This window comes from Rhizobium sp. CNPSo 3670, assembly GCF_057784555.1.
Genome location: NZ_JBXSOL010000023.1, coordinates 80,687 through 96,493, shown reverse-complemented (window position 1 = coordinate 96,493; position 15,807 = coordinate 80,687). Strand labels below are relative to the sequence as shown.

At 54.6% G+C, this 15,807-nt stretch carries 10 protein-coding genes and 1 pseudogene; 2 read left to right on the top strand and 9 right to left on the bottom strand.

Features of this window, described 5'->3' with window-relative positions; genetic code table 11:
* From AC13QO_RS22305 to AC13QO_RS22285, 5 genes are all read right to left on the bottom strand, one after another.
* Positions 1–8,418, bottom strand: an 8,418-nt coding sequence (locus AC13QO_RS22305; protein WP_488541869.1) for a calcium-binding protein, incomplete at its 3' end; no start/stop codon positions are given.
* 2 nt (positions 8,419–8,420) lie between these two features.
* A complete protein-coding gene (locus AC13QO_RS22300; RefSeq protein ID WP_488541868.1) occupies positions 8,421–8,717 on the bottom strand; it encodes a hypothetical protein in 297 nt (98 codons plus the stop codon).
* Between the two features lie 205 nt (positions 8,718–8,922).
* A complete protein-coding gene (locus AC13QO_RS22295) occupies positions 8,923–9,492 on the bottom strand; it encodes a toxin-activating lysine-acyltransferase (protein WP_488541867.1) in 570 nt (189 codons plus the stop codon).
* Between the two features lie 257 nt (positions 9,493–9,749).
* Positions 9,750–10,463, bottom strand: a complete 714-nt coding sequence (locus AC13QO_RS22290) for a hypothetical protein (protein ID WP_488541866.1) — start codon at positions 10,461–10,463, stop codon at positions 9,750–9,752.
* A 610-nt stretch (positions 10,464–11,073) separates the two neighbouring features.
* A complete protein-coding gene (locus AC13QO_RS22285; RefSeq protein WP_488541865.1) occupies positions 11,074–11,391 on the bottom strand; it encodes a sunset domain-containing protein in 318 nt (105 codons plus the stop codon).
* A 207-nt stretch (positions 11,392–11,598) separates the two neighbouring features.
* Here AC13QO_RS22285 and AC13QO_RS22280 point away from each other — a divergent pair, with 207 nt between their 5' ends.
* Complete coding sequence (locus AC13QO_RS22280; RefSeq protein WP_488541864.1) at positions 11,599–12,054, top strand: hypothetical protein; 456 nt, start codon at positions 11,599–11,601, stop codon at positions 12,052–12,054.
* Between the two features lie 194 nt (positions 12,055–12,248).
* On the opposite strand, the gene AC13QO_RS22275 is transcribed toward AC13QO_RS22280, so the two are convergent.
* The 3 genes and pseudogenes from AC13QO_RS22275 to AC13QO_RS22265 all read right to left on the bottom strand — a co-directional run.
* Positions 12,249–12,542: a type II toxin-antitoxin system RelE/ParE family toxin gene (locus tag AC13QO_RS22275; protein ID WP_488541863.1), complete on the bottom strand. Its 294-nt coding sequence runs from the start codon at positions 12,540–12,542 to the stop codon at positions 12,249–12,251.
* Entirely contained in the window at positions 12,539–12,847 is a 309-nt protein-coding gene (locus AC13QO_RS22270; RefSeq protein WP_488541862.1) for a type II toxin-antitoxin system RelB/DinJ family antitoxin, read from the bottom strand. Before AC13QO_RS22270 ends, AC13QO_RS22275 begins: the two co-directional genes overlap by 4 nt.
* A 543-nt stretch (positions 12,848–13,390) precedes the next feature.
* Positions 13,391–13,621: pseudogene (locus AC13QO_RS22265) on the bottom strand (transposase domain-containing protein); the annotation flags it as partial.
* A gap of 309 nt (positions 13,622–13,930) precedes the next feature.
* On the opposite strand from AC13QO_RS22265, the gene AC13QO_RS22260 reads away from it, so the two are divergent.
* Positions 13,931–14,653, top strand: a complete 723-nt coding sequence (locus AC13QO_RS22260) for a FadR/GntR family transcriptional regulator (RefSeq protein WP_488541861.1) — start codon at positions 13,931–13,933, stop codon at positions 14,651–14,653.
* A 38-nt stretch (positions 14,654–14,691) separates the two neighbouring features.
* Here AC13QO_RS22260 and AC13QO_RS22255 read toward each other — a convergent pair whose 3' ends face one another.
* Complete coding sequence (locus tag AC13QO_RS22255; RefSeq protein ID WP_488541860.1) at positions 14,692–15,723, bottom strand: pyridoxal-phosphate dependent enzyme; 1,032 nt, start codon at positions 15,721–15,723, stop codon at positions 14,692–14,694.
* Between the last annotated feature and the right edge of the window lie 84 nt (positions 15,724–15,807).

Below are 15,807 nucleotides of genomic sequence, written 5' to 3'. Positions count from 1 at the left end.
GCCGGTTCCCCCGGTGACCGTGTCAATGCCATCGCCAGCATTGATCGTGTCGTTTCCGGTCCCGCCAATGATCGTGTCGTTGCCATCCCCGGAATTGATCGTGTCGTTGCCGGCGCCGGCATTGATGGTGTCGGCAGCATTGAATCCGGTAATCGTATCGTCACCGGAGGTGCTCATCTGGGCCAGCAGAGCCGAACGCATGGCGCTGCGGTCCCAGATCGTGCCATCGGCAAAGACGATCCGGTCGACACCCTGGTCGTAGTACTCGTCGAGGCTTGCCTTCAAAAGGATCGAGCCGCCATCACCCACACCTGCGGTACTCTCGGCGATGACCAAGGTGACGTCGCCGCCGTTGCGCACCAGCGAGATGTTGCCGGCATTGATGTCGGTGAACACCAGCTGGTCGTTCGAACCTCCAAAGGCATTCTCCGTGATCATGTCGTTGCCGTCGCCACGGCTATAGTAATAGGTGTCGTTCCGACCGCCGCCATTGAGAATGTCGTTGCCATGACCGCCAGTGATCGTGTCGTAGCCGTCGCCGGCATCCACCGTATCATTGCCGTCACCTGCCGAAATTACATCATCGAAGGTAAAGCCGACGACATTGTCATCGCCGGAGGTAATCGTCCCCGAAAGAATGATGGAAGCAATGTCAGCATTGCTGAGTACTGTTCCGTCAGCAAAACCAAACTGCTCAACGCCCGTCGTAGCCCAGATGTCGATGTTGAATTCGTCAGGCAAGACAATGCGGCCATCATCGGCCGTGTCTAGCGTGTCTGCCCCAGCAACAATGGTTAGGTCGCCGCCGCTCCTCGAAAACTGTAGGTCGGATACATTGAGGTCGGTGAAAACCAGTCTGTCAGCTGTCCCATTGTAGTAGTATTCGCGGACGATATCGTTTCCGTCTCCGCGGCTATAGTAGAACACGTCATTTCCGCCGCCACCTACGAGGGTGTCATTACCCTTACCACCTGTGATGAGGTCGTTGCCATCGTAGCCATCAACCGTATCTGCACCTGCCATGGCATTGATGACATCCGCGGAATTGGACCCAATGATCGTGTCGTCATTGGGCGTTCCCGAATGGTCGACCAGAATTTTTTGCAGAGTGGAGCGCGTCCAAGTCGTGCCGTCTGCAAAGACGATCTTGTCCACTCCGGTTCCGTAGAAGTCGTCCAAGGTCTCCTTCAGCAGTATCGATGCACCGTCGCCCGCTCCGGGAGCGGTTTCTGCGATAACGAGCGTCACATCGTTGACATTTCGAACGAGACTGACCTCGGCCGGGTTGATGTCAATGAAGACTAGTCTGTCGTCGTTGCCCTGATAATAACCTTCCTGGATGGTGTCGTTGCCGTCACCTCGGCTGTAGTAGTAGGTGTCATTTCCGCCGCTACCGATCAGCACGTCATTTCCATGTCCGCCGGTGATCTCGTCCTCGAAATCTGTTCCACACAGAGTATCTGCGCCAGCGGTTGCCTGTCGTGAGAGCAAGATCGTGCCGAGATCATAGTTCTCCCATATGGTTCCATCCGCGAACTGTATCACCTCGACTCCTGTGCTGTGCCAGATGTCGACGGCAAATTCGTCCTTCAACAGGAGGGATCCTTCCACGCCCACACCCGAGCCCGCAATGATGATGCGCAGGTCATAGCCGCTTCGTTCGAGCCGTACGTCGGACGGAAGAATATCAGTGAAGACGAGGCGATCGTTAGTCCCGCTGTAGAACGCATCGGTGACGACGTCATTGCCATCACCGCGGCCGTAGTAGAACGTATCGTTGCCTCCGCCACCGCGAATGGTGTCGTCGCCAAGGCCGCCTGTGATCGCGTCGTTGCCGCCACGACCGTCAATCGTGTCCGCCCCCGCTCCTGCAGCAATTGTCTCGTCGAAATCAAGAGCCGTGATCGTATCGTCACCAGAAGTCACCTGGGCAGCGATAAACTCATCGATGAGGTCGAACTTCGACAGAGCCGTGCCGTCAGCGAATACAAACTGTTCGACGTCGTTCATATCCCAAACGGCGATGTCGTATTCATTGCGAATAAGAAGCGAATCATTCGATCCGGCAAGCGTTATCAGCAGGTCGTAGTCGCCGACGCGATGGAAAGTGACGTCATCGACCTCGACATCGCTCTTGAACCGAACCGTGTCGTTATCGGAATAGAGCACAATGCCATAGCTCTCCTGGATGACGTCCTCTCCATCGCCGTAGCCGAAGAAATAAGTGTCGTCGCCATCGCCACCGGCCAGGTAGTCGTTACCTGCTCCCCCGTCCAGCGTGTCGTTTGTCCAGAACCCGTAGATGGAATCGTTACCCGCGGTTTTCATCGAAAGCAGATATTGACTGCGGATATCGGCGGCGGTCCAGACTACTCCATCAGAGAAGTGGATCTCATCGACCTGATCCGGTCGATAGTTGATGGCGTTGTAGGAGAATTGGCCGATCAGCGTCAGCGTTTCGCCGCTATCGCGAAGCTTTATGGTAAGGTCATAGCCGCCTGCGTCTCGGATTAGCTGAATGTCAGACGCAACTACGTGATCGCTGAAAATGATCTTGTCGAAATCCCCGCCATTCAAGGCGCCGGCGCCACGCTCCTGGATAGTGTCGTTGCCGCAGCCATGGCCCCATACGTACGTGTCGTTGCCGTTGTAACCGTACAGGACGTCGTCACCGGCGCCTCCATCCAGGATGTCATCGATATCCAAACCGTCGATGATATCGGCGCCGCTCGTCTTTTCCGACGCGATGATCCTCGTCGCGAGCTCGTACCAAGAAATGCTCTGATCGCCCGACGTGAAGTCAATGCGCTCGATACGGTCGAAGAAGATGTCTCCAAAAACGCCAGATGCTGCATAGGCGAATTCGTTCTGAATGGTAATGCTTCCCTCACCACCATTGATGTAGATGATGATTGAATGGCGGTCACCATCGACCCGACCGAAGGTAATATCCTCTCGGTCGATACCTGTTCCAAATCGCAGGAAATCATCGGTTCCGGAGAGAATATTGGTCATTCGATCTTGGATGACGTCGTGACCGTCTCCAATCGCATACAGATAGAGATCGTTCTGATTTCCGCCGGAGATGAAGTCGTCACCCTTGCCAGCCCGCAGGATGTCTTCGCGCTCCATGCCATAAAGCTCGTCATTCCCGTCAGTTGAATTGGCTTGCAGGACGACGCTGGCGACTTGGTCGCTCGTCAGGCTGCTGCCGTCATCGAATGTCAACACGTCGATGCGGTTCATGTACCAGGTACCGTAGGGCCCGGTATAGGTGGCAGCGAATTGCCCTTGAATCGTGATCTTGTCGAGCGGGTTGTCTTTGAAGCGGATTACGAGATCGTTCGATGCGCCGTCGCGCTGGAAGATGAGGTCATCGCGACGAATGCCATCCAGAAACTGAAGCATATCCTGGTCATTGCGGAAGGCGTTGCCCTCGAAGTCGTGGATTGTATCCTGCCCGTCGCCGCGACCGTATCGGTAAATGTCGGTATCACCGCCGCCCTCGAGCAGGTCATCTCCCTTCCCACCTTGCAGGACGTCGATGTCCTCCGTACCGACGACGTGCGTCGAGGCATCGTCAATCTTCGAGACGGCCTCGGCGATATCGACCTTGGTCCAGACGCTGCCGTCCTTGAACACGATCTGGTTTATTCCGAAGTCGTGGGAGGCGTCGCTGATCATCAAGCCGGGCCAGCGCCCTTCGAACTCATTGCTGACGCGCAATACAGCGCCGGTGACCGTATCGGTCAGAAGCAAGTCGATGCCGTCGCGCGAGGCGATGATGTCACCGGCATTGTGGGCGGAGAAGCGGACCGTATCGACGCTGCCGCCGAGACCATCGTCGTCAAAGATCTCCGTCGAGCCGAAGCTCTTGCCGATGACATAGTTGTCCGAGCCAGTGCCGCCGCGAACGACCGTTTCGCCGCCATCGACAATGAGGATGTCGTCCTGTCCGCTGCCATTGACCTCGCCAGCGCCTGTAAAGAACAAGTCCTGCGCCATGCCGAAAGCATGTGCGAAGTCGACGACCGAGATACCCCCTGCATGCTGCTCAACCGCGTTGAGCATGTTTTGCGCCAGGAATGCATAGGTATTTTTCTGCGATGCCGATCCACGGGAATAATCCGACAGGAAAACATCGAAGAAGGGTTTCCAATCGGTGAGCCACGAAACCGCGTCGCTGCTTTGCTCGGCGTCTGCAAGAAGCGCGGTGAAGACAGCGGCAATCTGCGAGCCGCTCTTCGAAGTAAAGCCGTCGTTTTGGGCATGATAGTCGATGCTGTCGAAATAATGCGCAAGCGGACCGCTTTGCACCGCAAGGCGAACCGCGAAGAGGTTGAGGGCATCATCCATCTTGTCGAGGAACGCCGCGACCGCCTGGTAGCCGGCTTTGGCGGAATCCGGCACATCGAAGAACGCCTGCAGCGATTCACCGATCAATCGTTCATAGAAGGAGAAGTCTGAACCTGCGATCGTGTCGATCACGACGCCGCTGCCGAGCGTGTGATTGTCCGACGATGCAAGATTGCTGCTCCAGTCGGCTTTCTGGTAGTTGTAGATGCGCAGGTAGTCGTCACCGTCGCGGTACTCGAGATAGGATACCGCAACACCGTTATGCAGTTCCGTTCCGGTTGTGACGACCATCGATGAACCGGCGCCTGTCCATTGCGACATAAGACCTGAGAATTCGCCCCGTCCCGATGTACCCTCACTGCTCGAGACGATAACACCCGAGGCCATCCGGATGCCTGGAATGTCGGACGTGGCATCACCGGAGGAGGAAACGCCCCAGGCGTAATCGACGACATTGCCGTCTTTGCGCACGATTGCGAGATCATCATAGGCTGTCAGTCCGGCGGCACCTGTAATGATATCAGCACCAATCTTGACCGGTGAGCCTTCAGCCCAGGCAGTCAGGATCGGCCGGATTGCCTCGCGCAAATCGGACAGGACCGGCGAGGTCAGCGTTTGGACTGCAGCACGCACAGCCGTCTCAGCGGCCGGAAGAACACTCATCGCCTCATGCAGGGATACAAGGGTGCCACGCCCCTTAAGATCAGCAAGGTTGAGGACGGACTGAGAGACCTGGATCGGGGCGCCGACGTATGTTGTGTTCTGGTTGTCGAGCTTGAGTAGCACGTCTGCGATCGAGCGAACCGTACCGTCAGTAAGTGTATAGCCTGCAGTACTGGTGATCGTATTGCCATTGACCGTCTGGGTCGTCGTTCCGGCATAAGGTGTGACGTTGATCGAGGCAATGCCTCGCTCAGTGACGCTCTTGAGCTCACCGGTATCGGTGCGGTGGTTCTCGTTGGCATCCTGCCAGACGAGTAGTGACGAGAAGGTGTCGGCCGCGGTGATCGCACCATTGCCATCGAAGTCTGCGAGCCCGTCATCGGCGGCGTCGACTTTACCGTCATGATTGCCATCGAGAAGGGCGACTGCGGCAAGACCCGAAGTCGTAGCATTGCCGAACATCTCGTCGGAACCAGTGATCTTACCATCACCATTCAAGTCACGGACGAGAACGCCGTCGTCCTTACCGACGAAACCCGATGACTCGGCATAGAGATCGTTATCAAGATCGAGCTTGGATTTCGAGCGATCAAGCGCCGTGAGTTCGATACCGTCACCGTCGAGGTCGAGGACGAGAGGGTCTTGTCCACCCCAGGGATAATGACCCGTCATAGTCTTGATCATCAGCCCGAGAATGTCGAACGCGCCCTCGCCGAGCACGGAGTACTGGCCCTTCATATCGATCGTGATGTCACGGAAGCGAACAAAGTACATATGGTATTCGGCCAGGAAGATCCCGCCTGGCCCCACCTCGCCCTGGCCGCCTGGGCCCGGCATAGTCTGGTCCTTCCAATTGAGGACGTACATCGTCGCGACGTCGTCCGACGGCGTGCCGTCCGGGTTGGTCACGTGCCAGAATGCGTTGCGGATGACGAGTTCACCCTCGGCATTCAATGCATAAGCCGTTCCATATGGACCCCAGGCATACGGGTCTTCGGACGCTTCGTCCCTCAGGCCGCCATAAAGCGTCAGCACACCGCCAAGAGCGATGCGGTCGTCACTGCTGAGATCAGTTACACCAATTCCGTTGGTGAACCAGACCTTGTCCTGGCCTTCGCCGGTGGTGATGATTGAGCCGAAGTCGGCACTGATCAGCACATCGTCATGATCGCTGAGTTTGACCTGATCGGCGCCTTGAACATGGAGCGCGTTGTTGTAACCCAGCGCTCCCTTGGCCGCGTAGTCGACGATGGTCAGGAGTTCCTGATCGTAACCCTGCCACTGGAAGACGTTGTCGAGCGTGCCGACCTCGTCGTGGTCAGAGGTCACGCCATTCAGATAGTTGATTCCATGCGAAAGACCGGAGTAATCTACGACGTCCACCTTAATCGTGAATGCGTCATAAGTTAACGCCTCTCCGACCGGGAGCTCGCTTTCGATCCGGCCAGACTTACCCATATCTATCAGGATTGCGACATCAAGAGAATGATCTTTAACGATTAACTCGTCCGGTCGGCCAGACAACTCGACCTTCTCGATCCCAATGAGCTGATCCGTGGCAGCATTGCCTTTTGCCCGATCTTCAACCGTAATAGCGACCGTTTGAATTGTGTGGATATTTGAGAGGCTAAGCTCCGTTACTCGAACGCCCTCCTGCTGCAATCTGCCTTCATCGTCGGGCGTCTCTGGATCATCTGCAACGAAGGAATCGACCGTGTAACGTACAATGTCAGTCTCGCCACCGCCTGAAAGCCAATTTTGAAAATTTTGAGAAACATCCCCAAAGGCTTCGCTACCAACATAGATATCGTCTTCGTTGCTTCGACCGTCCTCTGTCCCCTCTGTTACAGAGTCAATGAATATATCGGAACCTGCTCCTCCGAGAACAATATCCTTACCTCCGCGCGCTGTGACTACATCATCTCCAGCACCGCTAAAAATAACATCGTTGTTGTCCGTTGACGTAATCTTATCGCTATTTGGCGTTCCTATTATCAGCGTCGCATGTTCAGCGTCATAAGGACCGGAATGACCGGTCAATCGGAAATCAGGTCCTTCTGCAGACGCGAGAGTAACCAGTTGCCTCAAAACGTCTTTGAGTTGGAAATTTGGATTGTCTTGATCGTAGAGATGCCCCAGCAATCTCCTGATAAGAAGGTCATCCAATAGCTGTTGGCTGGGCTGTTCTTGAGGCTGAATAGCCTCAGTCAGATCATCGAATATTTTGGACGCTAGGCTGAGAGCAGCATTTATGCCGTCGCTTATGCCAACCGCGACCACGCCAACTGCGAATATCTCCGCTGCGGTCGTTCCAAGTGTGATGCCGACTCCGACGGCCGCGGCTCCAACTACAAAGGAGCCGATCGCAGAACTGAGACCGAACTCGAACACTGTCTCACCCAGTTTGGACCAATCGCCTGTCTGGAATCCATGAATAAATGGCTCGTAAGCCGCATTCAACAATTCTGCAGCGTCACCGGTGGCGGAGCCAAATTGAGCAACAAGCCCCGCCTTGAAAGACGCCTCAAAGTTTGGATGGCTGAAACCTTCCTTGAGTTGGTTGAAAAGATGTTGTGCAGCTTCTGCGAAGACGGCGGGATCTACACCGCCGCTCTTGTCGGCCATAAATCGCGCCAACAGGCTTACGATGCTCTCGTCGCCCACTAAACTGCCATTCATCCCATCATGTGCTTCGCTAAGAGCGCCAGCATAAATGCCAAAAACTTTTTCTAGCTTTACGAAAGGGTCAGTGGCGACAAAGCTGACATGGACTTCATCGCCAGCTATGTTCTTATAAACAAGGCTTCCATCGATCGGGTCAACCGACGTCGAAATCGCTAGATCCGAGTTGGTGTAACTATATTTAATCTCGATGCGGTCAGTGGCAAGCAGCTCGTCTCGTAAAATGACGTAATCTGTCGGGTCTATTAAATCTATATCGAGAGCATACTTCAGAAGAAAATCCGTTGTATGCCTCACAACTCCGTCTTGAATGGGCTTTGTTGGATTGAATATGTCAGGTCCAAAAAACTTACTGTCGTCGGAAACAAAAATTGCAGGATTGTTTGCATAGCGAGAAGAATTTGCAAGCCACAAAATTGACTTTTCGCCAAGATTTCTAGGCAGAGGAGACCCATTTGAACCGTTTGGAAATAAGTCTTTGAAAGTGTCAGTTGGTACAACTTCGATGTCAGACTGGTGTGCTGTGATCCAGTCGGACGCAATCTGTGCATCCTTATAACCTGCCGTTTCAGAAAAAGTTATCTCGGCTTCCACGGCATCAGTGATAACGATCTTGTGTCCTGCATCGATCAGCGCTTGAAGTAGCTCCAGGCCGGAGGAGCCGTTCATCTGAGCGAGCGTATAAAAATTAGCTGCATCAACGATAAAATCGGTCATCTTTACGCCTCGGATGAAATAATAATTTTATGAATTCCCGCATATAGACGCGACAGATACACAGGATCTCTTCCCTTGTACGTATCGTTAATGAATTTTCGTAGATTTATGTAATCATCAGGAACAATTATGCTAGCTGCTCTTTCTTCGTCACTTAAGCTGTAATCTTTCGGCGCCCTAGAAAGCTGCAAGGCAGCGATTTTGTAATTTTCAATCAATTTTGGTGCGTTTTGTTTTATGTATGAAAACGCATCTTTGATTTCATCTGGTGTGGGAAGTATAATCTTGGAGTCGCCCATATTTCCGCTCAACTTGGAAGAAGCAATTATATTGTTGTAGTTACTTCGCGATCAGATCATAGCCATCCGCTTTCAGCACGACATCCTAAGCTAGGCGTCAGGACTGAATACTATTCCGCTCGTCGTTAGGCGCAACAGCGACACTATAAATTGACATGCGTGTCTAGCGCCCAAAAGGATCGGGGATACTGACGCCCTACGGGCATCAGTTCAATGTATTGGCGTGTTGCTCGCCATGGGTCGACGCTTGGGCGATTTTGGAGAGTTTCGCAAGAACCTCAGGATCAACGAGGTGCGCGACCATCGGGTGGATCTTGATGTTGGCCTGCTTCGCAACCGGGTGGAAATTCGTTAGCACCATCGTTGCCAGTTCGCGCGTTGGCGCGATCACGTCGAGCAGCCAAACGATGTCACCACTCTTCCAGTCTTCCGGCTTCAGCCGGACCGGGAACACCCCCGCTTTAGCCTGCTCCGAAATACGAGCATCAACCTCGGCACTGACAGTCGCCCAGATGGCAATCGCCGGCGGTTCAATGCCGGTGACGGCCTTGGGCATCGCAATCGCGATACGATCATTAATCAAAGGATCGACAACCAGATGGTGGAGATCGGACAACATCTGACTGCGGTAGCGCGGTACTGAGCTCATCGCGAGAACAACCTGCCCAAAGGTCGATTGCAATGCCGCCTTAGCTCCAGCAAGTTTTTTCTTCGTCTCTTCAGATAATGCGTTTTGACTTGAATTAGCCGACGCTTCCGTCGCAATGTTATTCATGTATCCCCAGCCCCATGGGTTACCAAATCGCCCGAATGAGTTGCAATCTCGCCAACTACGACGGACGAACGGAGATTACAAATTGCATTTGCAATTGCAAGTGAAATTCCTTCGCAATGCTCTCGCTGGCTGAATAATTTCGCCGACGTTCTTTTTCCGGCCATTGACGGCCGAAACATACCCTCTCGTGAACGTGTCAACGACGGGCACAGTCGCTTGGTCGGGCCGGGTTCGACTCGGCCGCACGAGCCGCCAGACTATTGTGTGCCAAGTCGTCCGAACTGACCCGGCCGTCGTTTGGCCGGTGTCGGCTGGGCCAGCTTGTAACGGGCGGGTGGACTGGAGTCCTGACCGGGAACGAAGGCAAGAACGAGAAGCGCGCCGTAGAAGAAAAAGGTAATTCCCTGGATCGCAATCGTCGGCAAGGGAATTGCGAAAAATCTCGGTAAGAAGACGGGCGCGAGCAGCAGCCAGAGCAGATATTGCGGCCAACCAATGTCGCGAAGCCGACTCGATACCATGTAGAGCATGCCTACAATGGTAATCGCTGTCATCGCGATCGCGGCAACCATGTATAGCGTTTCGAAGAAGGAACGGCGGGAGACGAGCTTGGCAGTCTCGGTATCGCTCGCTCCGACGCCCAACGACATCTGCATCGCCCCTTTGGCGGCCATAGCACGTAGATTTTGCATATCCTCTGCGGTCGGCTTGCGGCCGGACGCTGCGATCTGCTTCACCAACTCTTCCTCCCCTTTGAACATCAGGGGCATGTTTTTGCCGCTGACCTCTCCTCCGACGGCGGTCCCTGTGCCGCCTGTCGGGCGTGGCGCCATTAACTCACGCGCTGCTTGATCATGTTCGGCCATAATCAGGCGCTCGATCGGGTCCTTCGCAAAATCGAAGCAGAACATGAGCAGAAGCAGCACGGCGTAGGTGATGCGCGTAAGCCGAGATTGGCCAAAGATCGTCATGAGGTCCAGCTCCGGTTCATCTTAAGGTGGGCGGACGATGCCCGCTGCAATTCAAGAATTCGCTAACACAGCATGGACGATTTTATTGATAGAAGGGTAAATCGATCGAGTTTGCTTTTTGGCAATCGCGGAATGTTTAATATGGTAAGCTCTCTATGGTCGCATCAAATCCACCATTTGATGGTCGTCGGCAATGATCTGAAGCAGTCGAAGTCAGAGCCCCCGTTAACGATGTGCCGAACGAAAGGCCATGTAACGAGTACGGCGGGCAAAAAGGGTCATGTGCAGCCTGGCCTGAAGCTGTCGAATGGCTTGAGACCGAAGAGAACTGACATTGGCTAAAACAACAGCTCTCAATGGGACCAGTTTCTGAGGACCACTATTCCACGTCAGCATTGCAGTTGAAAAGAATCGAACCGGAGATCCCTCGCCGGAAATAGCGATGTGTTTGCGGTGATTTTTCCGTTCGTCGGCACACAACCACTTCCAGTCGATCCATTATGCGATCTTCTTCGCCCAGAACGTGAACACCATAGCAACAACCAGGCGGTGGCCTCGAAAGCTCGTTGCGCCAGTCGGTGCCACAAAGGATTTGCGAATCCCGGCTTTATCACGATTTCGACTTCCGCCAGCCGGCCGCCCGGGCTTCAAATTCTGAGCAGAACCAACGTTCGCCATACCGGGGACTGATCTTCGTTTGTGCGTAATATCGCTGACCCGGCACATGGAAGATGCGCTCACCCGTGTCGATGCTGATATTGCCCTTGATCTCGCACGATTGTCCGGCGCCGCCGGAAGCGTTCCATGAAGCGAGCAGGTCGCTGACCGTTGAGCCCCCGGCTGCACCAAATGCGATCGCAGCGATGAACAAGCCCGGTGCCCTGAATAGCACGGGTTTCTTCTGTGGATCGCGATAACTGCGACGCATGCCCCCATCCTCGTCATTTCGCGCGAGGATTGTAACTGCGGTAGGGCACGGCGAATATCTATCCAAAAGGCTTATGTAGACGTTCCGACCTTGCTGGGCCGACGCAAGCGCGGGTGGCTGCGATCATTTGTCAGCACCACTGTTCATCGGAGGTTCATTGAGCAGGAGGCGGAAGAAACGTCAAAATCATCGATCGAGGCCAATCACATGTCGCACAAATTGCTTTTCTCCGCTGCCGGCTCGTTGCTTGCCGCTTTCGTCATATCATCGCCGGCCCACGCGCTGACGATGAAGGAATGCAGCACGAAATATCAGGCTGCGAAAGCTGACGGCTCCGCCAAAGACATGAAGTGGAACGATTTCCGCGCCAAATTCTGTGGCGCGGACGCTGCTGCCGCCGATAAGGAAGACGAGGCGGACGTCGCGAAGACAACCGATAAGGAACCTGAAAAGGCGACGACCGCGGCGCCGAAGAGCGTCAAGTTCCCGAAGGCGATCGACAAGAAATATTCGAGCGAGACGCCTGCAAAGGCTCGCCTACATACCTGCGTCGACTCCTATCACTCGGCGAAGGACGCCGGCACGCTTGGAGATCTGAAGTGGATCCAGAAGGGTGGCGGCTATTGGAGCCTTTGCAATACGGGCATCAAGTCCGCTGGCTGAATGAGGCACTAGCGTTCAAGAACGCAGAAGGCCGCCCCAAGCGACCTTCTGCTGACTATGACCGCCCTTGTCACCGACCGGATCGTCTTGCCGCAAACCCGAGCCAACCCGGACAGTCAGCCAGCGCTTATTCCTATACGCCTTGAACCAGTTCGAACCAACAACCCGTTGATTCTCAGCATCGAGAGCAAAGCCTAGCTCGTTGGCAAGGTGTCTGGCCATTCCTGCGCGCAATGGAGGACGCGAAGAATGCGGACCGCTGTTTCGGTAATTGCATAGGCCGCGACGTATGGCGTGCCGTTAATTACCAGTTCGCGGGTGCCAGCAATTCTGCCAACGCGACCGCTAGCGGGAAAATCTACCAACCGACGGACGGCAGCAACGATCCGTTCATCGACCAGAATGGCGGCTGAGGGATTTTCTGCTTCTATGTATGTGAAGATGGCGTCGCGATCAGATAGCGCGAACGCCGACCAGGTAAGTTTCACGATTTGCGAGCACCCGCGTTAAGGCGGGCTGTCGCTCGACGCTCAGCAAAATGTACCTCGACTTCATCATCCGAAACGTCCGGTCGAGTATCGTTCAACGCTTCAAGTACCTTGGTGCGAAACCAAGCGTCATGGGCCTCACTGCCCGAAAGAAGCTCCAGCGGCAGCGCACCCTCATTGGCCGTCCGGGTGAGTAAGATCCGAACCGCGTCCGATACCGTAAGCCCCATATTTTCAAGCACTGCGGAGGCACGATCCCGAACCTCGGCATCAATACGAGTTTGTACCAGTGCATTTGCAGCCATAGCTATCTCCACATTTCGGCGAAATGATAATGCAAATGAATGACAGATGCCATAGCTTTTTGAGACCGCCTTCGGGCGTTCTCTCTTCTTTCAGTTGCTCTTGAATGTATCTGAACCGACGAGCGTAATCTCAATCGTGTGAGATAACGCTTATTTATGGAACGACTCAATAGACATTTCGCTAGCCGCTCGGCTGCACCGCTCGAGCTGAATCGTCACGGATCCTATCTCTCCTCCTTTGCTACGATGGAAAGCAGTGAGCGAACCGCTTTCCGGACGGCCAACGACACTCCTAGATAATTACGCAACAGATTCACATGTTCCGGAGCAGTAAACAACGGCTCGATCGGCTTCAAATCTTCCACTGGCAGAGGCTCTGGCACTGGCCCGCCACCGGCCCCTAGTCCGTCGAAAAAATAAGTAGCGGGTACGTCCAGTGCGCACATGATCCCGTAGAGCACTGGAGCACTGTCGCGGTTCTTAGCCTTCTCGTACTTTTGAATTTGCTGGAAGGTTATACCGTAAGCGACAAGCTGGGGCCGTTCAGCCGGCGTAGTTCCACGGCATGAGTGCGTCGATTTCGCTGCTCGGCCAGCAATTGGCAATGCGCTCGAGCGTTTGGGTGAGCTAGGCGAGCGGATCGACGTTGTTCAGTTTTGCCGTCTGCAGCAGTGTCGCGATGGTCGCCCAGGTCCTTCCGCCGCCGTCGCTGCCGGCGAAGAGTGAGTTCTTTCTCGTAATGGCCTGGGGCCGGATCGCGCGCTCGACGATGTTGAGCACGATGGGTCATGCCTTCGTATCGAAAAGCAAAGGACGCGGTCATGCTGTCTGTATGCTTAACCGAGCGCTTGCAATTCAATGACGAAGTGGTGGGCAGAGAGCGCACGGCCAGGAGCTAGTGGTTCGACACAAATTGGACCCCCTGCCCATTCGATCGACCAAGCCCGTGATTGCGCGGGCGCTAGACGCCGATTGGCAGTTGCCGCCCAAGTCAGCAGAGGGAAATTCCTCAGTGCCAGTAGCCCGTAGTTCTGTACAATGATAAAAGCATTGTCCGACAAATTCGAGAGCGGCTAAGATACAATGCGTCTGCAGATTGAGGAACGGGTGAAGCTTTCGGACAAGGTCTATGAAAGCCTCAGTTCTAAGATTTCGACCGGCGAGTGGCCTGAAGGCACCCGCATTCCAACTGAGGCGGAGCTTGCGCTAATGCATAGCGTATCGCGACCTGTCATACGGGAGGCGCTTTTCCGGCTGCGGTCAGAGGGGATAATTGGATCCAAGCGTGGTTCAGGCAGCAGCGTCCTCGCAAGCGCCGCCACTCCCGTAAACAGCAGCTACAAGCCGATTGAAAACGTCGCTGATCTTATTCATGCATTCGAGTTTCGCTTGTCGGTCGAATGTGACGCCGCCGCAGTGGCGGCCATGCGGGCGGAGCATGAACAAATAAGTCTCATTCAACGTGCTCATCATGCATTCAATGACATTGTGAATGACGAGAATTTCGGCGATCTCGACCTAGATTTTCACGTTGCCATAGCGAAGGCTACTGGAAATCAAATGTTTGAGACAACTTTGACCATGCTGCACTCACAAATTATATTCGGTATGCGCCTCACCGGTGAGTTTAGATCGGCTTCCGAGGGATCCCGAGTTGACGTCGTGAGACGTGAGCATCAGCCGATCGTAGACGCGATCGTCGCCCGAGAACCCAAGGCTGCTTTTCAAGCTATGCGGCAGCATTTGCGAGCATCGCGGCTTCGCATTCTTGGTTTCGAAGTGGCTGGCGATTGGCAGAGGCCTTGATAGCGCTGTGCCAGGCCGCCTTTTGCTGTGGTGGTGGATTAGCCTGAGTAGCTGCCGGCATATGAGAATATCGCCGGCAAGCCGCCGGTATGAAGGAATACCACACGATCTGATTTGGTGAGTTTTCCACTGCGGATATCTCCTACCAAACCCGAGAGCCCCTTCGCCGAGTACACCGGATCCACGAGGATACCCTCGGAACTCGCGATCAAGTCCGCCGCGGCCTGGGCGGCATCTGATAGTTGACCGTAATCTGCTCCAACATAGTCAACGGAATTGTCGATATCTTCTTCAGTTACGTTCAGATCGAAACCAAGCATTCGGGCGGCGGAAACGCATCGATCCGCGATGACCCCCGGCAGCTCATACGCCTCATTGCGGGCGTCCATCGGATTTATTCCGCGAACCAGAGTCTTATGACCCAATAGCATAACTGCGGCCTGCAATCCCGCCTGCGTGCTTCCCTGAGAGGTTACATATATGTGCGTTGGCGTTAAAGCGCCCATCGCAGCGAATTGATCTATCAGTTCACAATAGGCGTCAATGTATGCGACTGCCGCTAAGGTAAGCGCACTTTCTGAGCCCATCCCGAGGATCGCCGGCATGAAGCCCTGTGCACGCAGCCGCTCCGCCATCGCCTCTTTGGCAACCTTAGCGGACGCTGCCGGATCAATTGGGACGATCTCGGCGCCAAATCGCCGCGTAATCAGCTGATTACCCTGTACCTCCTCGAAACGATCATCCTTGCGCGGCATTAAAATGCATCTGATGCCCAATCGCGCAGCCGCGGCGGCAAGCTGACGAGATTGGTTGGATTGCGACGCCGCGCCCTGAATAACGACGTTAACACCCCGGCTGATTGCGTCGCCTAAAATGTATTCGTGTTGTCTCGCCTTGTTGCCTCCAAAAGCTAAGCCCGTGCAATCGTCGCGCTTGATCCAGATTTGGGGTCCCCCTAGTTTCGCGGAGAATCGCGGGCACGCTTCGAGAGGTGTCGGGAGATGTGCGAGTTCAACTCGCGGGAGGGCGTCAAGAGCGAGCTTTAGCTGCGCTCGCGTTAGAATGGGCATGGCAAATCAATATCCTATCTACTATTTCCCGCTCGAGGAGAGCGCGTATTCACACAAGAGACGAACTGCCGCCGCGCGTGCCTG

Excerpts from the sequence above, each read along its gene's own strand:
- AC13QO_RS22285 (WP_488541865.1), bottom strand. The coding sequence starts at position 11,391 with ATGCGTCGCAGTTATCGCGATCCACAGAAGAAACCCGTGCTATTCAGG.
- AC13QO_RS22290 (WP_488541866.1), bottom strand. The coding sequence starts at position 10,463 with ATGACGATCTTTGGCCAATCTCGGCTTACGCGCATCACCTACGCCGTG.
- AC13QO_RS22300 (WP_488541868.1), bottom strand. The coding sequence starts at position 8,717 with ATGGGCGACTCCAAGATTATACTTCCCACACCAGATGAAATCAAAGAT.
- AC13QO_RS22255 (WP_488541860.1), bottom strand. The coding sequence starts at position 15,723 with ATGCCCATTCTAACGCGAGCGCAGCTAAAGCTCGCTCTTGACGCCCTC.
- AC13QO_RS22260 (WP_488541861.1), top strand. The coding sequence starts at position 13,931 with ATGCGTCTGCAGATTGAGGAACGGGTGAAGCTTTCGGACAAGGTCTAT.
- AC13QO_RS22270 (WP_488541862.1), bottom strand. The coding sequence starts at position 12,847 with ATGGCTGCAAATGCACTGGTACAAACTCGTATTGATGCCGAGGTTCGG.
- AC13QO_RS22295 (WP_488541867.1), bottom strand. The coding sequence starts at position 9,492 with ATGAATAACATTGCGACGGAAGCGTCGGCTAATTCAAGTCAAAACGCA.
- AC13QO_RS22280 (WP_488541864.1), top strand. The coding sequence starts at position 11,599 with ATGTCGCACAAATTGCTTTTCTCCGCTGCCGGCTCGTTGCTTGCCGCT.